The sequence below is a fragment of the Nonomuraea sp. NPDC049784 genome (assembly GCF_040659615.1).
Taxonomy (GTDB): Bacteria; Actinomycetota; Actinomycetes; order Streptosporangiales; family Streptosporangiaceae; genus Nonomuraea.
This window is the reverse complement of record NZ_JBFAMX010000187.1, coordinates 1-17,737: the sequence shown is the minus strand read 5'-3', so window position 1 is coordinate 17,737 and position 17,737 is coordinate 1. Positions and strand designations below refer to the sequence as shown.

The window sequence follows — 17,737 nt, the reverse complement described above, 5'->3', positions numbered from 1 at the left end:
GCCGGGTGGTGGCCTCGACTCCCGGTCTGGCGGGTTCGCCGCGCCTGTCCCAGGTGACGCCGGACCCCGTCAGAAGCGACCGCGCCGAAGAGGTGTGCGGCCTGCCGCCGTTCCACGGCGAATGCCAGATCATGGTCGTCTCCCGCGTCAACCGGCCGGACGGCGAGTGGCTCGTCTACGCCTTCGACCCCTCGGTGCCCTGGTACGTGCACCCGGTGGCGATCGGTCTCGCGACCGGGTTGTCCGCGCTGCTGGTCGCGATCACCTGGTTCGGCGTGTCCAGGGTGGTGGCCAAGACGCTCGCGCCGGTGAACGAGATCACCGAGCAGCTGAACGCGATCACTCGCGGCAAGGAGGCTCTGCGTGTGCCGGTCCCGGAGAACGCCGACGAGGTCAAGGCGCTCGCGGAGGCCGCCAACCGGATGCTGGCGCGAATGGAGGCCGCGATGGAGCAGCAGCGCAGGTTCACCTCCGACGCCTCCCACGACCTGCGCAGCCCGATCACGGCCATGCGCGCCGAGCTCGAGTCGGCCATGCTCGCTCCCGGCGAGGCCGACTGGCGCGAGACCGGCCGCAAGCTGATGGCCAGCCTCGACCGGCTGCAGAACATCGTCACCGACCTGCTGGCGCTCGCCAAGCTCGACGCGGGCGCCCCCGGGGCGTTCGAGCGCGTCGACCTGGCCGAACTGGTCGCCGGAGAGACCACCCGGCCACGGTCCAAGAGGGTCATCACCAGTCTGCAGCCCGGCGTTGTCGTCATGGGCGACCGTCTCAGGCTGGCCCGCCTGCTGACGAACCTGCTGGACAACGCCGAGCGGCACGCCGACAGCACGATCATCGTGACCCTGCGCCGGAACGGCGAGGCCGTGCTGGAGGTGCTCGACGACGGGGCGGGCATCTCGCCCGAGCAGCGCGAGGTCGTCTTCAGGCGCTTCACCAGGCTGGACGCCTCGCGCAGCCGCGACGCCGGCGGCACCGGGCTGGGCCTGCCTATCGCCCGCGAGATCGCGCGGCTCCACCACGGCAGCCTCAAGATCGAGGATTCGGACGTCGGAGCCCGCTTCGTTCTGCGGCTGCCGATACGACAGGACTGATGTTGGGTATGACAGGCTTTCGACCCTGCTCGAGGTACCGGAGGTGAGCTGCGCGCTGTGACATCAGGGTTCAGCCGATTAAGGCGCGAGGATTTACTGAAGACGGCCTGCGAGGTGATCGCGGAGCAGGGATTCGGGCATACCCGGACGATCGACATCGCCAGGGCCGCCGGCGTCAGCCAGGCGCTGCTGTTCTACCACTTCGAGAGCAAGGAACGCCTGTTCGCGCAGGCCTTCACGTACGCCGCCCGCCAGCATCTCAACGCGCTCGCCGACATCGAGCAGTCCACGTGCACGCCACTCGAACGGCTGCGCACCCTGCTCAGGCTCTGCTCGCCGGGGATCCCCACCGAGGGATGGCGGCTGTGGATCGACGCGTGGTCCGAGGCGATGCGCAACCCGGAGCTCGAGGAGATCTCGCGGCGCATCGACTACCAGGGCCGCGTGCTGTTACGCGAGATCATCGAGGCTGGGGTGGCCTGCGGCGAGTTCAAGTGTGAGACTCCCGACGATGCCACGTGGCGGATCCTCGCGCTCATCGACGGGCTGGCGATCCAGACGCACGTGCACGCCAAGGTGCTGTCCAGGCGCCGGGTGAACGTGCTGATCCGTACGGCCGCCGCGGCCGAGCTCGGGATGTCCGCCGAAAAGCTGTGACTCTCCCCCTTCCGGCGCTATTAGATGCTCCGTACAATTAGAGGGCGAGGAGAGGAGCACGCGATGGCATCGGCACCGCGCTCTACCGCCGCCCGCGAACGCGACGAGCAGGTCGCCGGCAGGGGCGCCTACCACACGGTCATCGAACGCCTCTCGAAGGCGTCGGTCGACAAGCACTGGGAGCCGTACCGGGACATCCCGTGGGACGACCCCGAGTTCCAGGTGGACCCGGGGGACCCGCGCTGGGAACTGCCCGAGGTCGACAAGCTGGGCGGCCACCCGTGGTACCGCAGCCGCCCGCCCGAGGTGCGCGCGGCGATCGGGCTGTGGCGGGTGGCCACGGCCATGAAGATCGGCCTGCAGTTCGAGAACCTGCTCAAGCGCGGGCTGCTCAACTACGCCTACCGGCTGCCGAACGGGTCACCGGAGTTCCGGTACGTCTACCACGAGACCATCGAAGAGGGACATCACGGGATGATGTTCCAGGAGTTCGTGAACCGTACCCGTATGCCGATCCGCGGGATGCCGGGGCCGCTGTCCGTGATCGCGCAGGTGGCGCCGTGGATACCGTTGGTCTCGACCGAGCTGTTCTTCGTGTTCGTGCTGGGCGGCGAGGACCCGATCGACCACGTGCAGCGCAAGGTGCTGAAGGACGAGCGGGCGCACCATCCGCTGGAAGAGACGATCATGCGGATCCACATCGCGGAGGAGGCCCGGCACATCTCCTTCGCCCGGCACTACCTGCGTAATCGGGTGCCTCGGATGCCCGCGTACCGGCGGCTCCTGCTGGGCGTCCTGGCGCCGCTCATCCTGGGGGTGATGGCGCGGATCATGCTGGCCCCTCCCGGGCCGATGATCAGGCGCTTCCGGATCCCGGCCCACGTGGTCGCCGAGGTCTACCTGCGCAATCCCGCCGCCAAGCGGGAGATCAGGGACTCGGTGGCCAAGACGCGGGATCTGTGCGCCGAGATCGGGCTGATCAACGCGTTCACCCGGCGGATCTGGCGGGCCATGGGCATCTAGCCCCGCTAGTTGTGCGGTCGCCGGGCGATCAGCACCTCGGTGACCGCCACCTGCTCCCACCTGCCCGCGGGGTTGAGCGCGAGCAGCGCCTTCCTGGCCGCCTCCTTGAACGACTCGATCCGGTCGCCGAGGCGGGCGGGGGCGGTGTACGAGTAGGAGAGCTGCAGGCCGATGACGGCCTCCAGGTCGTACACCAGGCGGTGCTCGTACCTGGTGGCGTCCAGGTCGGCGAACGGCGAAGTGGCCAGGACGTCGTCGTGGTGCTCGCCGCTGGCCTGGTAGGAGTTGCTCGCCGTGAACGTGTTCACGTCGAATTCGTCGCGTACCCGCCACATGGCGGGCTCCCAGGGCTCCTCCTGGGGGTCGCGGCTCGGGCCGACGAGCGCCACGACGCCGCCGGCCGGCAGCAGCTCGTCCAGCTCGGCCAGCACCGCACGGCGGTCCATCCAGTGGAACGACCTGCCCATGACGATGTGGTCGAACGCCGGCAGCTCGCGCAGCCGCGTGGAGTCGCCGTGGATCCAGCGGATGTTCGGGGCGTTCCCCGCCAGCCGCCTGCCCTCCGCCAGCATCTCCCCGTCGGGATCGACCGCCAGGACCTCGCGCACGCTCCGCGCGAGCGGGATCGCGATCGTGCCGGGGCCGCAGCCGAGGTCGAGCACGGTGCTGTCACGCCCGAACGTCATGGCCAGGTGCTCTATCGCCGGATCGCCGTAGCTGGAGCGGTATTTCGCGTAGTACGGTGCCGCGCCGCCGAACAGGTCTGTCATGGATGGGACCATATACAGGTTCGTTGTCTTCGTTGGAAGGTTCTGATCCTTGAGGCGGCTACTCACGGTCCTCCTGCTCGCCTTCGCCGCCGCCGGCGTGGCGCAGCCCGCGGCTCAGGCGCACAACGTGCTGATCGGCAGCGATCCCAAGGACGGGGCCACGTTGTCGGCCGCGCCCTCTCAGGTGACGCTGGTGTTCGATCAGGCGGTGCGCCAGGGGTACGCCCAGGTTGGCGTGACGGGCGCGGACGGGTCCTCGTGGGCGGACGGGTCCGCCGTGGTGGCGGCCGAGCGGGTTTCCGTACGGGTCAAGCCGCTGCCAGCCGGGGGCTCGTACGTGGTGGGCTACCGGATCCTGTCGGCCGACGGCCACCCGGTCACCGGCAAGATCACCTTCACCCTGTCCCCCGGCGCCGCCGGCGCCCCGGCCGCCGCCACCGGGCAAACGGCCCAGGACGCCAGTGCGGAGGCCGCCGAGGCGGCCGCCAACGGCGGGGCGGGCATGGCGGTGGTGTGGATCGTGGGCGCGCTGCTGGTGCTGGCGGCCGGCACGGCCGTGGCCCTGCGCCGCTCCCGCCCGGCCGCCCGGCCCGCCGCGGACGCGCACCTCACCGGAGAACCCCAGCCCGCCTCCGACCCCGAAGGGCCCCGGCCATCCCCCGGTCCGGACCCCGCAGCGGGACCTCAGTCGGATTCGGCCGAAGGGGTGCGGGCGTGAGCGTTTCCGCGCCTCCCATCCCCCGGCAGCGGATCGGCGGCCGGCTGGTCGCCGGGGCGTTCGGCGTGTGCGCCGTCGTCTCCGCCGTGGCGGCGAGCTCGTTCGCCGCTCAGCAGGCCGTCCCCGGCATCCCCATGCCGGGCCCGCTGGTATCCGTCGGGCTGCCCGTCATCCGCGTGCTGCTCGACCTGTCCGCCGTCGCCGTGGTCGGGCTGAGCCTGGTGTCCAAGCTGCTCGGGTACGACAATCCGGACCGGACCGAGCCCGTCATGCTCAGGGTGCGGCCGCTGGCGGTGATCGCCGCCTGGGCGTGGGCGATCTGCGCGCTGCTCACCATCGTGTTGCAGACTGCCGAGCTGAACCCCGGCCGCGTGCCGACGTTCGGGATGATCGCCTCATACGTCGAGGACGTCGGCACCGGCCAGGGCCTGCTGTTCAGCGCGGCGTGCGCGCTGGCGGCGGCGGGCATCGGGCTGATGGCGGTGCGGTTCGGCGAGAAGGTGCCCGCCGAGCTGCGGGTGATCGTGGGGCTGTTCGGGCTGCTGCCCATCCCCGTCACCGGGCACGCCGTGAACTCGGTCTGGCACGACCCCATCATGATCTCGATGGAGATCCACGTGATGGGCGCGGCGGCGTGGGCGGGCGGGCTGGCGGCGACGGCCGTGTTCGTGGCGCCGCACAGGGACCTGCTGGCCGTGGTGCTGCCCAGGTTCTCCAGGATCGCCACCGTGTGCCTGCTCATGGTGGGACTGTCCGGGCTGGTCAACGGGCTCGGCACGATGGCGCTCACGCCCGGCGTGACGCTTCCCGACGCGCTCCTGACCAGCCACTACGGCGTGCTGGTGGTGGTCAAGACGGTGCTGGTGGCAGCGCTGGTGCCGCTGGCCGCGCACATCCGCTTCCGCCTGATGCCGGCGGTGCGCCGGGGGCGGGCCACCCCCCGGGGGGGATGGGCGGCGGCCGAGGTCGGGGTGATGGGGCTGGCCTACGGCGTGGCGGTCGCGATCACCCGGGCCTCCATCGCCTCCTGAGGACTGCGCCTCCCCGCGATCCACTCCACGGCCAGCCAGGCGGCCAGCAGGCCGAGCCCTGCCCAGACGGCCGACGACGTGGCCAGTGGGGGCGCGCCAACCAGTCCTTCCTGGCCCTTGATCGCGCCGTACACGCCGCCCATGATCGCGCTCTGCGCCAGCAGCGCGCCGTAGGCGGCGGCCGTCCCGCCGACCGCCCCCAGCACGGCCCGTAGGTAAGGCATCCGCACCAGGAACGCGAGGTCCACCACGAGCCCCGCGACGACCAGGAAGAACGGCACCGCCGACGGCGGGAAGCCGGTGACCGTCAGCAGCGGCCAGATCAACGTCCGGAACCCCACGTAGGCGGCCGCCACCAGGCTCGCGGCCCCGAACCTGCCGATCATCAGCCTGGCCACCACCAGCACCGACAGCCCGACGACCACCGCGTAGACCGGGTAGAGATAGTCGGGGACCGGCAGCGCGAACCCCAGCATCATCGTCCGGTCCACCGGCCGCCCCATCTGGTCGGCCGCGAACCGGAGCAGGATCGGCTCGGCGTAGGTCGCGTGGTTGTCCCAGGCGCCGATCGACAGGATGCCGTACTCCTGGTGCTGCTCGGGGAAGTGCACGTTCTCCAGGAAGAAGGCGAAGAACGCGCCCAGCACCACGGTCCGCTCCCTGCCCGGCGGCGCGCCCATGAACCAGCCGCGGATCACGCCCGCGATCATGAAGAACGTTCCGAGGTAGAGCATGATGTGCGACGGGCTCCATGACGTGATGTCGAGCCCGTTGACGCGGTGGTTGATCAGGTCGAGCGGCACGGCGACCAGGAAGATCCCGGTGCCCCACTGGATCAGCCGGAGCGCCGCCTTGTCCACGCCGTACCCCGTGTAGCCGTGGATCACGGTCAGCGCGACGGCGATGGCCGTGCCTGCGGAGTTGAGCAGGTGGGGCGGGGCGAGGTCATCGCGCAGCCATTTGAAGTGCCACGAAACGTCCCACGCCGAGCCGAGCAGCTTGAGCGTGAGCGCCACCAGCCAGCCGAAATAGAGCACCCTGAACAGGTCTTGCGGCGTCTCACGCCCCGCCTGGCCCCTGGTCCAGTACGGCAGTGCCCAGGCGGCGGCCTTCTTGAACGATGCTGGAGACTTCACGGGACTGAATCTTACGGTTCCGCGCGTCGCGCCGTTGCTGGGGCAATGCCGGGCTATGTCATCCGAGGTCCGCTCTGCGCCGACGCCCGCAGGGAGTAGACGAGCGGGACCCTGGGGGCGCCCTCCGGGAACCGGTGGCTTCCTTCGCTCGCGACCAGGGTGGCGAAACGCTGGAAGAAGGTGTGGTCGTGCTCATGCAGGAACTCCACCCGCAGCCCGGCCGCCGTCACCGCGCTGACCACCTCACCCAGGCCGTGCTGGAACTGCACGGAGGTCTGGTACTCGAGGACTTCGCTGCCGGTGTAGGTGTGCGGGTACTCCCAGACATGGGGGCCCTTCGCGAAGTAGTCGTGGGTGACGGTGGCGCCCGTCTCGACGTCCAGGATGTCGGCAAACGGGTGAAGTTCTGCGATATAGAGAAATCCACCCGGCTTGAGCAGAGCGGCCACGGTCTCGGCCCAGCGGGTGAGGTCGGGCAGCCACACCAGGGCGCCGATGCCGGTGTAGACGATGTCGTACGTGGCCCCGCCGAGCGCCTCGACCGCGTCGTAGACGTCGGCGGTGACGAACTCGGCGGGGATGCCGCATTCGGCGGCGATGGCCCTGGCCTGCTCGATGGCGGCCTCCGAGAAGTCGAGGCCGGTCACCTCGGCGCCGAGCCTGGCCCAGGAGAGGGTGTCCAGGCCGAAGTGGCACTGCAGGTGCACCAGGCTGCGGCCGGACACGTCGCCGACCTCGTCCCGCTCGAACGACCTGATGGCGCTCCGGCCCGCCTTGAAGCCTTCGACGTCGTAGAAGTCGCTGGCGACGTGGATGGGGACCCGTGCGTTCCAGTTGGCCCGGTTGACGTCCAGATAGTCCATGAACGAGAAGCGTAGGCGAGTCTTCGATCTCGCCTCCGGCCACCACCGACATGCCACCCCTTCCTCTCCCCGTACTTCCGCTCTATACCTGGCTTCGCCAGGTGGCAGGCGATCAAGCCGCCCCAGCTCGACGCCGGCAGCACCGGGCGGTCGATCCCGGCGTGAGCGTCGTCTCAGGGATCTCTCAGGTGCGGAAAGTAGGCTCACGGTCATGAAGCGTGTGGCCGCGCTGGTTGCGGCACTCGCCCTCATCTCGGTGACGACGTGGCTGGTATGGCCGTCGGCTCCTGGGGTGCGGGGCCAGGACCAGAGAATAACCGTCGTCGACGGACCCGCCGACGATCAACGGGTCGAGCTCGATGCGACCTACTTCCCACCGCCGGACGGCGGGAAGGCCCCGGCCGTACTGATCGCCCACGGTTTCGGCGGCAGCAAGCAGAGCGTCCGGGAGCAGGCGATCAGGGTCGCCCAGCAGGGCTATGCCGTGCTGACCTGGTCGGCGCGCGGCTTCGGCCGTTCGACCGGCGAGATCGCGCTCAACTCGCCGGACTACGAGGTCAAGGACGTCAAGCAGCTGATCGACTGGCTGGCCAAGCGTCCGGAGGTCCAGCTCGACGCCACGGGCGACCCGCGCGTGGGCATCGCGGGCGGCTCGTACGGCGGCGCCATCGCCCTGATGACGGCGGCCCTCGACCACCGGGTCGACGCGATCGTGCCCCAGATCACCTGGTCCGACCTGGCCGACGCGCTCTTCCCCAACGCGGCCACGCAGACCGCCCAGGCCGCCACCATCGGCCAGAACGCCGCGAGCGGCGTCTTCAAGCGCATGTGGGCGGGCATCTTCTTCGGCCAGGGCGTCTCCCTGGACACCTTCGCATTACAGGCGCAGCGGCAGGCCGCCGGGCCGTTGACCGCCGAGCAGGCGCGGTGCGGCAGGTTCCTGCCCGCCATCTGCGACATCTACCAGCAGGTCGCCAAGGACGGCCGGGCCACGCCCGAGGCCGTCTCCCTCCTGCGCAAGTCGAGCCCGATCACCGTGGCCGGCCAGATCAAGGCGCCGACCCTGCTCATCCAGGGCCAGCGCGACTCGCTGTTCCCGCTGAGCCACGCCGACGCCACCGCCAAGGCGATCGCCGCGACGGGCACCCCGGTGAGCCTGGCCTGGTTCGACGGCGGGCACGACGGCGGCAACGGCGAGGCGGACTGGGTGTCCGAGGAGTCCTCGGCCTGGTTCGCCCGCTACCTGAAGGGCGACAAATCGGCTCCGGCGGTGAGCCCGTTCACGGTCACTCGTGACGGCGGCCGCGACCCCGGCACCCGCCAGCGCATCCGCCTGCACCCGGAGGCCGGCTCCTACCCCGGTCTGGCGGGCACCGACACCACCACCGTGCAGCTGAACGGCCCCGAGCAGAACATCGTCAACCCGCCTGGCGGCGCACCCGCCTCGATCTCGACGGTGCCCGGCGTCGGCGGCCTGCTGAGCGGCGGCGGCCAGGGCAACACCGGCGTGTCGATCGACATGCCAGGCCAGAGCGCCGCGTTCGAGTCGCGGCCGCTCACCGCCCCGCTCCAGCTCACCGGCAGCTCCACGGTCAAGATCAGGGTGTCGGGCAAGGGCGAGGCGACGCTGTTCGCCAAGCTGTACGACGTGGCCGACGGCACCCCGTTGCCGACCTTGCCCGCCGGGCTGGTGGCGCCGATCAGGGTGACGATCCCCGATGGGGCGAGCAGCGCGGAGGCCACGGTCACCCTGCCCGCCGTCGACTACCGCTTCGCCGTGGGCCACCGGCTCCGCCTGGTCATGACCACGACGGACATGGGTTTCGCGACCCCTGCCACCCCGGCTGCGTACCAGGTCTCGCTGGCCTTCCTGGTCGACCAGGCGCTCGGCGAGCTCGACCCGAGCCTGCGCGACACCCAGGTGGCGCTGATCACCTCCCCCACCTACCAGCGGATGCGGATGATGGAGGACCAGATCATCGCCGGGCAGGCGCCGCGGGGCTGGCTCAGCACCACGGACGGGCTGGCGAAGTCGTTCCAGGACGCGCAGATGCAGGCCAGCACGGTGCTGAACGGGCGGGCCGACCCGATCGCCGACCAGGTGCTGTCCAGGGCGCTCCTGCTGGCCGGTACGGCGCTGGGGTTGGTGATCCTGTCGATCGGATTCTCGCTGCGCATGGGCAACCGGCTGTCGAAGGAACTGGGCGCGCTGCGGATGGCCGCGCTGGAGGTGGCCCAGGAGCGCCTCCCCCGCGTGGTGGCCAAGCTGCGCAAGGGCGAGACGGTCGAGGTGCCGGAGCTGTCCGTGGCGAGCACCACGGTCGAGATCGACGACGTGGGGCAGGCGTTCTCCACCGTCCAGCAGACCGCCGTCGAGGCCGCGGTCGGCCAGGCACAGCTCAGCGAGGGCGTCGGGCACGTGTTCCGCAACCTGGCCAGGCGCAGCCAGACGCTGCTGCACCGCCAGCGCATCCAGCTGCAGGACATGCAGCACCGGGCGACCGACCCCGACGCGCTGGACGACCTGTTCAAGCTCGACCACCTGACCACCCGCATGCGCCGCCACGCCGAGGGCCTGATCATCCTCTCGGGCGCCACCCCCGGCCGCGGCTGGAGCAGGCCGGTGCCGATGCTCGACGTGGCCCGCGGCGCGGCGGCCGAGGTGGAGGACTACCAGCGGGTCACCGTCGAGCCCATGTCCGGCCAGCGCCTGGCCGGACCTGTGGTGGGCGACGTGATCCACCTGATCGCCGAGCTCATCGAGAACGCCACCGTCTACTCGCCCGTGCACACTTCGGTCATCGTGCGCGGCGAGGTGGCGGCCCGCGGCTTTGTCTTCGAGGTCGAGGACCGCGGGCTCGGGATGAGCGCAGAGGAGCTGGCCGACTTCAACGAGCGGCTGGCCAGCCCACCGGAGTTCGACCTGGCCGACAGTGACCAGCTCGGCCTTTTCGTCGTCTCCCGCCTGGCCGCCAGGCATGACATCCGCGTGACGTTACGCGGTTCACCATATGGAGGGACCACCGCGATCGTGTTGATCCCGGAAGAACACGTGGCCGAGCCAGAACCGGAGACCCACGTGACAGAGCCCGCTCGACCCATGCGGGTGGTGCGAAGTGAATGACGAACGCTGGCTGGACGAGGACGCCGGTCCTATCGTCCCGGCCTACCTGCTGACCAGGGGCCGTACGGTTCCCGCGAGCGAGGCCATCGACCTCATCGCGGTGATCATCACCGCCGGCGGCCTGACGCCGCCGGTGGGGCTTGGCCCCGAACATCTGATCATCCTGCAGAAGTGCACCAAGCCGACCAGGCTCGTGGACGTCGCGGCCGAGCTGAACCTGCCCATCGGCGTGGTCAGGGTGCTGGTCGGCGACCTGCACGCGCAGCAGCTCGTGCAGGTCGAGCACCCGCCACCCGCCCCCGACGCGAAGGTGCTGCTCGAGGTGATCAGCGGGTTGAAGGCTCTGTGACCACTCTGCGGTTGAGGCGCCCGTACACGGCCGCGAAGACCGTGGCCACGACGCTTGCCAGGGCGGCGGCCCCGAAGACCCGCTGGTAGCCGCCCACGCCTGGCTGGGCGGCCAGGATGGCGGCGATGGCGGCGCCCGCCGTGCTGCCGCCGACGATGCGGACGAGGGCGTTCACACCGGCCGCGAGGGCCGTCTTGCCCGGGTCGACATGCTCGACGGCCATGGTGCCCAGCGCCGCGTAGCCGACGCCCAGCCCGATGCCCATCAGCGAGGCCGCCACGTACAGGTGCGCGGGGCTGCTGTGCTCGACCACCAGCCAGAGCGCGGCCAGCCCGGTGACCGCCGATCCCGCCGCCACCATCGACGAGGCCTGGAAGCGGCGCATGAAACGCCCGGCGAACAGCGAGATCACCAGCATGAAGACGGTGCTCGGGAGCAGGTAGAAACCGACCTCCAGAGTGGACGCGCCGAAGCCGTAGCCGGTCTTCTCGGGCACCTGGGCGAAGCTGGATATGCCGGTCATGAGGGTGAAGAACGAGAACCCGAGCAGCATCGAGGCCACCGTCGCACCGATCGTGCCTCTCTGCACCAGCATCGCCATCTCCACCAGCGGCTCGGCGACCCTGCGCTCGACCAGCACCCAGACGGTCGCCAGCGCCACCGCGGCGGCGAACAGAGCGAGCACGCCCGGCGAGGTCCAGCCCCACGAACCGCCCTCGCTGATGGCCAGCAGGAGCGCGACCAGCCAGGCGGCCAGCAACGCGGCGCCGATCAGGTCGGGGCGTCCCTTGCCGGCCGGGGCGCCGTCGCGTACGAGGAAGGCCACGATCGCGACGGCCACCAGGGAGATGCCGGCCGTGATCCAGAAGACCATGTGGAAGTCACCGGACGAGAGCCCGGCCAGGATCATCCCGCCGCCGCTCCCGAACCCCATCGTCGCGCTGATCACCCCGATGCCGGTCGCGAGCTGCTCCCGGGGCAGCACGTCGCGAGCCACACCGATGGAGAGCGGCACCAGCGCGGCCACGGATCCCTGCAGCACCCTCGCCACCATCAACCAGGGCAACGAGGTCGCCAGCGCGGCCATGACCGATCCGACCACCAGCAGGGCCAGGGCGCCGAGGATCATGGGGCGCCTGCCGTACATGTCGCCGAAGCGCGACAACAAGGGCGTGGCGACCGCCGCGACCAGGAGGCTCAGTGTGAGCGTCCAGGACACGGCGGGGAGCGAGGCGTGCAGCTCCCTCTGCAGCACGGGAAGCAACGGGACCACCGCGGTGTTCTGCAGCGCGGCGATGGAGGCGGCGAAGGCCAGCGCGACCACCGCGGGCCATGGGTTCCTGGTGGACGTCTCGCGTGCCGCGGACGCTACCACTGTCGCCATGTGGGGCTCCTTTAGATAACTTAGGTAAGTAACGAGCAACGATGATACATACGTAAGTTAGGTAAGCAAATAGGGATGGACGAAGATCTCAACACGACGGTTGTGGCGTTCCGCTCATTGGTGACCACGCTCAACCGCGCCAAGACGCACGAGCGGCTGACCGAGGCCGCCGGCGTCCGGCTCGACCGGCCGGACGTGCAGATCCTCGTCCACCTGCTGGACGCGGGCGAGCCGCACAGGATCGGCGCGATCGCCGCGGGTCTGCAGGTGGAGAGCCCTCACGTGACCAGGCACGTCGCCTCGCTCGAGCAGCGCAAGCTGGTGGAGCGCGTACGCGACCCCGACGACGGCAGGGCCTGGCGCATCGCGCTCACCGAGCAGGGGGCCGAGGTCGCGAGCAGGTGCCGCAGGGTGACGACCGAGTGGTTCGAGGGCGCGCTCGCCGACTGGCCGGAGGCGGATCGCACGGAGCTGTCCAGATTGATGGGGAAGCTGTCGGACGACCTCTGCTCACACCTGCGGGGCCTCTTCTAAGCGCGGAGTACGTCCTCCGCGCGGTGGCAGGCGACCTGACGGCCTCCTATGTCCCTGAGTGCGGGGGGCTGCTCGCATTCCGGCGCGGCCAGCGGGCAGCGCAGCCTGAAGGGGCATCCGGTCTGCGCGGGCACGGCCTCCGTCCTGCCCTTGGCCTCGGGCGGGGGGCCGCCCAGCTTCGGCACGGCGTCGCGCAGGGCACGTGTGTAGGGGTGGGCCGGCTTCGCGAGAAGGTCGCTCGTGGGGCCCGACTCCACCACGCGGCCCGCGAAGAGCACGTGCGAGGTGCGGCAGAGCCGGTCCACGACGGCGAGGTTGTGGGTGATGAGCAGGCGCTCGGTGTCCAGGGAGGCCAGCAGGTCGAGGATCCTGGCCTGGACGGTGACGTCGAGCGCGCTGGTGGGCTCGTCCAGGATGAGCAGGCGGGGGTCGACGGCCAGGGCCCTGGCGATGACCACGCGCTGGCGCTGGCCGCCGGAGAGCTGGTGAGGTCTGCGGGCGGCCACGTCGGGGTCCAGGCCGACCTGTTCGAGCAGTTCCTTCACCCTGGACCTGGCGCTTCTCGGGAGCGCCTCCGCGACGGAGGTGCCGATGCGCATCCTGGGGTCGAGGGCCTCGGCCTGGAAGACGGGCTGGACGTCTTTGCGGAACTTCCGCATGTCCACTTTTTTCAGGGTTTGGTCGCCGTACCAGATATTTCCGGACAGAGGGGTGAGGAGGCCCAGGAACGCGCGCGCCAGGGTCGTCTTGCCCGAGCCGCTCTCCCCTATCAGGCCGACACCGCCCTCGGTGATGTCCAGGGTGACGTCGTGCACGACCGGGCGGCGGTCGTACCCGAGTGTCACCCGCTCGGCCCTGAGCATGGTCACGGCAGCGCCTCCAGCAGCTCGCGCGTGTACGGATGGGACGGCTCGGCCAGCACCTTCGCGGCGGGGCCCGACTCCACCACCTCGCCGTCCTTCATGACCAGCACCCGGTCGGCGATCGTCGAGACCAGGGCCAGGTCGTGGGAGACGAGCAGCAGTGCCAGCCCGCGCTCCTCCCTCAGCCTGCGCAGGACGCCGACCACCTCGGCCTGTACGGTCACGTCGAGGGCGCTCGTGGGCTCGTCGGCCAGGATCACCTCGGCGCCCAGGGCGATGGCCAGCGCGATGGCGAAGCGCTGTGCCTGGCCGCCGGAGATCTCGTGGGGGTAGCGGCGCAGGATCTCGCGGTCGAGCATGACCGCCTCCACGGCCTCCGCCATGATCTCGTCCAGGCGTCCTTTCCCGCCCTGCGCGACTGCACGGGGTGAAGGGGATGGGACGGAGGCGGAGCCGGGAGCCTTGCCCACGCCGTGGAGCTTGAGCGCGCGGCGCATCAGGACGCCGAGGCGGGTGGCGGGGCTGAGGGCGGCCTGGGGCGTCTGCATGACCAGCGCCACTCTCGCGCCCCGGATCTCGCGGAGCCGGCGTGGCGAGGCCGTGAGAACGTCGACGCCGCACACCCGTACATGGCCCGAAATTTCAGCATCTGGGGTGAGGCCGAGCAGCGAGAGCAGCGTGGTCGACTTGCCCGAGCCGCTCTCCCCCACGATCGCGACGCACTCCCCCTGGCTCACGTCCAGCTCGGGCACGTCGGCCACGACGCGCCCGCCGTACCGCACCTGGAGGTCACGCACCTCGATCATTTGACCGCCCTTCGGGGGTCCAGCGCGTTGCGCAGCCCTTCGCCCAGCACATTGAACGCGAACGCCGTCACCAAGATCGCGAGCCCGGGGAACGTGACCACCCACCAGTTCGTGGTGAAGAGCGTCTGCCCCTGCTGCACCATCAGCCCCCACTCCGCCGTCGGCTCCTGGGCGCCCAGCCCCAGGTACGACAGCGCCGCCGAGGTCAGGATCACGCCGCCCGCATCCAGGGAGAGCTGGACCAGGACAGGGGTGAGCGAGTTCGGCAGCACGTGCCTGAGCACGATCAGCGGCGCGGGCACGCCGAGGCATCTGGCGGCGTCCACGTAGCTGCGGGTGGCGATCGAGGCGGCCACGGAGGCGGCCAGCCGGGTGTACCAGGGCCACCACGTCACCGCGATGGCCAGGATGACCGTGTTCACGCTGGGCTGGAGCACCACGGCCAGGGCCAGGGAGAGCAGCAGCGCGGGGAAGGCCAGGAACACATCGGTGATCCGCATGATCACGTCTCGGATCCAGCCGCCCGCGTACCCGGCGACCACGCCGAGCGTTACCCCGACCACCGACGACACGGCCAGCACCGCGATGGCGATGAACAGGGAGGTGCGGCCGCCGTACAGGATCCTCGTGAGCACGTCCCTGCCCACCTGGTCGGTCCCGAACCAATGCGCGCCGCTCGGCGACTGCAGGCCCTCCAGCGGCTTCAGCTGGTCCACCGGGTACGGCGCCAGCCACGGCGCGAAGATCGCGGCCAGGACGACCAGCACGATGAGCACCGCGCCGAGCGCGGCGAACCGGTCGGGGATCCTGGGCAGGGTGCGGCGCAGGGGAGCTTCGGTCATCGGGCCCTCGTTCGCGGGTCGACGAAGCCCTGGAGGATGTCCACGACCAGGTTGGCCAGCACGTACACCAGGGCCACCAGCAGCGTGACGCCCGCGATGGCCGGGGTGTCCAGCGAGCGGATCGAGTCGGCGGCGTAGCGGCCCAGGCCCGGCCAGTTGAACACGGCCTCGACGAGGAACCCGTTGACGATGGCGTAGGCGAAGACCAGGGCGATCAGCGACAGGACCGGGTTCAACGCGGGTCTCAGGGCGAATCTGGTCAGGATGGACGTCTCGCCGAAGCCGAGCGCGCGTTCCAGCCTGGAGTGGTCCTGGCCGGACTCCTCGATGAGCGCCGCCCGGGTCATCTGGGCGATCACGCCCGTCGGGTACGCGGCCACGACCAGCGCGGGCAGCACCAGGTGCTGGAGCGTGCTGGTGAAGATGGGCCAGTTGCCGGTGATGAGGGCGTCGACGACGGTGATGTTCGTCCAGAGGCTGAGCGGGCTGGTGGTGTCGAGTTTGGAGTCGTACTCGCCCGCGATCGGGAACCAGCCGAGGTTGCTGGCGAAGACCGTCTGCAGGGCCAGGGCCAGCCAGAAGACCGGCACGGAGACGGCCAGCATGCTGCCGAACCGCACCCCTATATCCGGAAATTTCGTCTTGTAGCGGGCGGCGAGCACTCCGACCGGGATGCCCACGACGACCGCGATGAGCAGAGCCGTACCGACCAGCTCAAGAGAGGCCGGAAACGCGAGGTAGAGGTCGTCGCGCACCGGTTGCCTGGTGTGCAGGCTGACGCCCCAGTCTCCTGAGAGCAGGTCGCGCACATAGTTCAGGAGCTGCACGGGGATCGAGTCATCGAGCCCGAACTGCTTTCGCGCCGCGGCGAGCTCCTCGGGCGTGGCCTTCGGCCCGGCGAACGCGACCGCCGGATCCCCCGGCACCAGCCGCATGACGGCGAACGTGAGCACGACCACGCCGGCCACGACCAGGAGGGCCTGGCCGAGGCGGCGGGTCAGGTAACGCAGCATGAGTCAGCTTGCGCGCTTGAGGTCGTAGAAGAAGACGACGTTGGGATAAGCGGGATTGTCCACATATCCCTCGACGTCGGCCGTGAGCGCGCGGGAGTATTTCTGCACGTACGGCACCGCCACCGCCGCCTGCTCCTCGATGATCTTCTTCTGCAGGTCCTGGTAGGCCTGGTCGGCCTTGAGCTGGTCGGTGGCCGTGAGCTGCGGCAGCGAGTCGATCTCCTGGTCGATGCCGGCGTCCTTCAGGTACGACAGGTTGAACTGCGGCTTGTCCGCGCTCTTGAACACGTTGAGGAACCAGGAGTAGGCGTCCGGATAGTCCGGATACCAGTACATGATGAAGATGTCCTGCCCCTGCTTCTTGCCCAGGTCCCACTGCGCGGCCCACGACATGGGCTTGGCCTGCAGCGTCACGTTCATGCCCTTGAGCGCCGAGCTGAGCAGCGTGACCAGCAGCTTCTGGTCGTCATCGCCCTGGGCGTAGGTCAGCGTGAGCTTGAGCTCGGGGTTGTCGGGGCCGTACCCGGCCTCGGTGAGCAGCTCCTGCGCCTTGGCGAGGTCCTGCTTGGGCTCCATGCCGTTGACGTGGCCGAGCAGCCCCTCCGGCACCAGGCCGCTGGCCTTCTGGCCCGAGCCCTTCAGGGCCGCCGTCAGGCCGTCGTAGTCGAGCGCGTACTGGAGCGCCTGCCGGATCCTGACGTCCTTCGTGGGACCCGTGGCCGTGTTGAACAGCAGCAGCAGGTTCTGGAACGACGGCGACGAGGACGTCTTCACGTTCTGGGTGGTCCCGGCCTGCTCGAAGAGCTGCGGGTTCAGGCGCTGGACGAAGTTCACCTCGCCCTTCTGCAGGAGCTGCCAGGCCGTGGTGATCTCCGGGGTGACCCTGAAGGCGACCTTCTTGTACTGCTCCGGCTTCCAGCCGCCCCAGTAACTGTCGTAAGCCTTCAGCGTGAGCTCGGTCTCCTTGCCCTTCTGCCAGGAGTCGATCGTGTACGGGCCCGTGCCGGCATCCGACTTGCCGTCCTTGTCCACGGCGTTCACGTCGTAGATGTAGGAGGCGTAGGCGGAGGAGGCGACCAGGTCGAGCGGCGTGGCGTACTTGAGCGTGAACTTCAGCGTGGACGGGTCCACCGCGTCGATCTTCTTGACCGAGTCCCAGATGTAGGACGCGCCGCCCTTCTTCTCCATCGTCCGCTCGATGGCCTTCTTGGCCGCCTCGGCGTCGAGCGTGGCGCCGGAGTGGAACTTGACGCCCTGGCGCAGCTTGAACGTCCACTCCTTGCCGTCGTCAGCCGAGCTCCACTCGGTCGCCAGGCGCGGCTCGGCCTTGCGGGACTGCGAGTTGTACCTGGTCAGGCCCTCGTAGATGTTCTGCATGGCCATGATCTCGTTGGAGTACGAGGTCGCCGGGTCCCAGTCGGTGACGACGTCCAGGTTGGGCACGTAGACGAACGTACTGTCGTTGGCCTGCGCGGCCGCGGTCTGATTTCCGCTGCTCGCGGCAGGCGCGGGTGTCCCTCCGGCGCCGCT

At 69.9% G+C, this 17,737-nt stretch carries 17 protein-coding genes; 8 read left to right on the top strand and 9 right to left on the bottom strand.

What is annotated here, in order from left to right; all coding sequences use genetic code 11:
• The 3 genes from AB0J09_RS31115 to AB0J09_RS31105 form a co-directional block, all read left to right on the top strand.
• A partial coding sequence (locus AB0J09_RS31115; RefSeq protein WP_360698716.1) for a HAMP domain-containing sensor histidine kinase occupies positions 1–1,094 on the top strand: 1,094 nt, incomplete at its 5' end.
• Between the two features lie 57 nt (positions 1,095–1,151).
• Positions 1,152–1,751 (top strand): TetR family transcriptional regulator C-terminal domain-containing protein, encoded by a 600-nt coding sequence (locus AB0J09_RS31110; protein WP_360698714.1) that lies wholly within the window; start codon positions 1,152–1,154, stop codon positions 1,749–1,751.
• Positions 1,752–1,814: 63 nt separating this feature from the next.
• Positions 1,815–2,774, top strand: a complete 960-nt coding sequence (locus tag AB0J09_RS31105; RefSeq protein WP_360698713.1) for a diiron oxygenase — start codon at positions 1,815–1,817, stop codon at positions 2,772–2,774.
• A 5-nt stretch (positions 2,775–2,779) separates the two neighbouring features.
• Here AB0J09_RS31105 and AB0J09_RS31100 read toward each other — a convergent pair whose 3' ends face one another.
• Entirely contained in the window at positions 2,780–3,544 is a 765-nt protein-coding gene (locus AB0J09_RS31100) for a class I SAM-dependent methyltransferase (protein WP_360698711.1), read from the bottom strand.
• Between the two features lie 49 nt (positions 3,545–3,593).
• On the opposite strand from AB0J09_RS31100, the gene AB0J09_RS31095 reads away from it, so the two are divergent.
• Both AB0J09_RS31095 and AB0J09_RS31090 read left to right on the top strand, forming a co-directional pair.
• Positions 3,594–4,262 (top strand): copper resistance CopC family protein, encoded by a 669-nt coding sequence (locus tag AB0J09_RS31095; protein ID WP_360698709.1) that lies wholly within the window; start codon positions 3,594–3,596, stop codon positions 4,260–4,262.
• The gene (locus AB0J09_RS31090; RefSeq protein ID WP_360698707.1) at positions 4,259–5,293 is read left to right on the top strand and encodes a CopD family protein; all 1,035 of its coding nucleotides are present in this window, start codon (positions 4,259–4,261) and stop codon (positions 5,291–5,293) included. The genes AB0J09_RS31095 and AB0J09_RS31090 overlap by 4 nt, the downstream gene beginning before the upstream one ends.
• Here AB0J09_RS31090 and AB0J09_RS31085 read toward each other — a convergent pair.
• Both AB0J09_RS31085 and AB0J09_RS31080 read right to left on the bottom strand, forming a co-directional pair.
• Positions 5,248–6,429, bottom strand: coding sequence for a hypothetical protein (locus AB0J09_RS31085; RefSeq protein ID WP_360698705.1), 1,182 nt, complete (start codon positions 6,427–6,429; stop codon positions 5,248–5,250). The two genes, AB0J09_RS31090 and AB0J09_RS31085, sit on opposite strands and share 46 nt — an antisense overlap.
• Positions 6,430–6,482: 53 nt before the next feature.
• Positions 6,483–7,292 carry a class I SAM-dependent methyltransferase gene (locus AB0J09_RS31080; RefSeq protein WP_360698703.1) on the bottom strand — a complete coding sequence of 270 codons (810 nt, stop codon included), beginning with the start codon at positions 7,290–7,292 and terminating at the stop codon, positions 6,483–6,485.
• 211 nt (positions 7,293–7,503) lie between these two features.
• On the opposite strand from AB0J09_RS31080, the gene AB0J09_RS31075 reads away from it, so the two are divergent.
• On the top strand, positions 7,504–10,416 hold the full coding sequence (locus AB0J09_RS31075) for a CocE/NonD family hydrolase (RefSeq protein WP_360698701.1): 2,913 nt from the start codon (positions 7,504–7,506) through the stop codon (positions 10,414–10,416).
• Entirely contained in the window at positions 10,409–10,765 is a 357-nt protein-coding gene (locus tag AB0J09_RS31070; protein WP_349449517.1) for a DUF742 domain-containing protein, read from the top strand. Before AB0J09_RS31075 ends, AB0J09_RS31070 begins: the two co-directional genes overlap by 8 nt.
• Here AB0J09_RS31070 and AB0J09_RS31065 read toward each other — a convergent pair.
• Positions 10,743–12,149 (bottom strand): MFS transporter, encoded by a 1,407-nt coding sequence (locus tag AB0J09_RS31065; protein WP_360698699.1) that lies wholly within the window; start codon positions 12,147–12,149, stop codon positions 10,743–10,745. The two genes, AB0J09_RS31070 and AB0J09_RS31065, sit on opposite strands and share 23 nt — an antisense overlap.
• Positions 12,150–12,224: 75 nt before the next feature.
• Between AB0J09_RS31065 and AB0J09_RS31060 the strand changes: the two genes are divergently transcribed.
• Positions 12,225–12,683, top strand: a complete 459-nt coding sequence (locus AB0J09_RS31060) for a MarR family winged helix-turn-helix transcriptional regulator (protein ID WP_360698697.1) — start codon at positions 12,225–12,227, stop codon at positions 12,681–12,683.
• Here the strand turns inward: AB0J09_RS31060 and AB0J09_RS31055 are convergent.
• The 5 genes from AB0J09_RS31055 to AB0J09_RS31035 all read right to left on the bottom strand — a co-directional run.
• The gene (locus AB0J09_RS31055) at positions 12,680–13,546 is read right to left on the bottom strand and encodes an ABC transporter ATP-binding protein (protein WP_360698718.1); all 867 of its coding nucleotides are present in this window, start codon (positions 13,544–13,546) and stop codon (positions 12,680–12,682) included. The two genes, AB0J09_RS31060 and AB0J09_RS31055, sit on opposite strands and share 4 nt — an antisense overlap.
• A gap of 2 nt (positions 13,547–13,548) precedes the next feature.
• Positions 13,549–14,352, bottom strand: a complete 804-nt coding sequence (locus tag AB0J09_RS31050) for an ATP-binding cassette domain-containing protein (RefSeq protein ID WP_360698696.1) — start codon at positions 14,350–14,352, stop codon at positions 13,549–13,551.
• Positions 14,349–15,194 carry an ABC transporter permease gene (locus tag AB0J09_RS31045; RefSeq protein ID WP_360698694.1) on the bottom strand — a complete coding sequence of 282 codons (846 nt, stop codon included), beginning with the start codon at positions 15,192–15,194 and terminating at the stop codon, positions 14,349–14,351. The genes AB0J09_RS31050 and AB0J09_RS31045 overlap by 4 nt, the downstream gene beginning before the upstream one ends.
• Positions 15,191–16,207, bottom strand: a complete 1,017-nt coding sequence (locus AB0J09_RS31040; RefSeq protein WP_360698692.1) for an ABC transporter permease — start codon at positions 16,205–16,207, stop codon at positions 15,191–15,193. The genes AB0J09_RS31045 and AB0J09_RS31040 overlap by 4 nt, the downstream gene beginning before the upstream one ends.
• 3 nt (positions 16,208–16,210) lie before the next feature.
• Positions 16,211–17,737 (bottom strand): ABC transporter substrate-binding protein (locus tag AB0J09_RS31035; RefSeq protein WP_360698690.1); only part of this gene is annotated, 1,527 nt, incomplete at its 5' end.

Coding starts and splice junctions, on each gene's coding strand:
- AB0J09_RS31080 (WP_360698703.1), bottom strand. CDS start 7,292: ATGGACTATCTGGACGTCAACCGGGCCAACTGGAACGCACGGGTCCCC.
- AB0J09_RS31050 (WP_360698696.1), bottom strand. CDS start 14,352: ATGATCGAGGTGCGTGACCTCCAGGTGCGGTACGGCGGGCGCGTCGTG.
- AB0J09_RS31045 (WP_360698694.1), bottom strand. CDS start 15,194: ATGACCGAAGCTCCCCTGCGCCGCACCCTGCCCAGGATCCCCGACCGG.
- AB0J09_RS31040 (WP_360698692.1), bottom strand. CDS start 16,207: ATGCTGCGTTACCTGACCCGCCGCCTCGGCCAGGCCCTCCTGGTCGTG.
- AB0J09_RS31100 (WP_360698711.1), bottom strand. CDS start 3,544: ATGACAGACCTGTTCGGCGGCGCGGCACCGTACTACGCGAAATACCGC.
- AB0J09_RS31060 (WP_360698697.1), top strand. CDS start 12,225: ATGGACGAAGATCTCAACACGACGGTTGTGGCGTTCCGCTCATTGGTG.
- AB0J09_RS31075 (WP_360698701.1), top strand. CDS start 7,504: ATGAAGCGTGTGGCCGCGCTGGTTGCGGCACTCGCCCTCATCTCGGTG.
- AB0J09_RS31055 (WP_360698718.1), bottom strand. CDS start 13,546: ATGCTCAGGGCCGAGCGGGTGACACTCGGGTACGACCGCCGCCCGGTC.
- AB0J09_RS31065 (WP_360698699.1), bottom strand. CDS start 12,149: ATGGCGACAGTGGTAGCGTCCGCGGCACGCGAGACGTCCACCAGGAAC.
- AB0J09_RS31105 (WP_360698713.1), top strand. CDS start 1,815: ATGGCATCGGCACCGCGCTCTACCGCCGCCCGCGAACGCGACGAGCAG.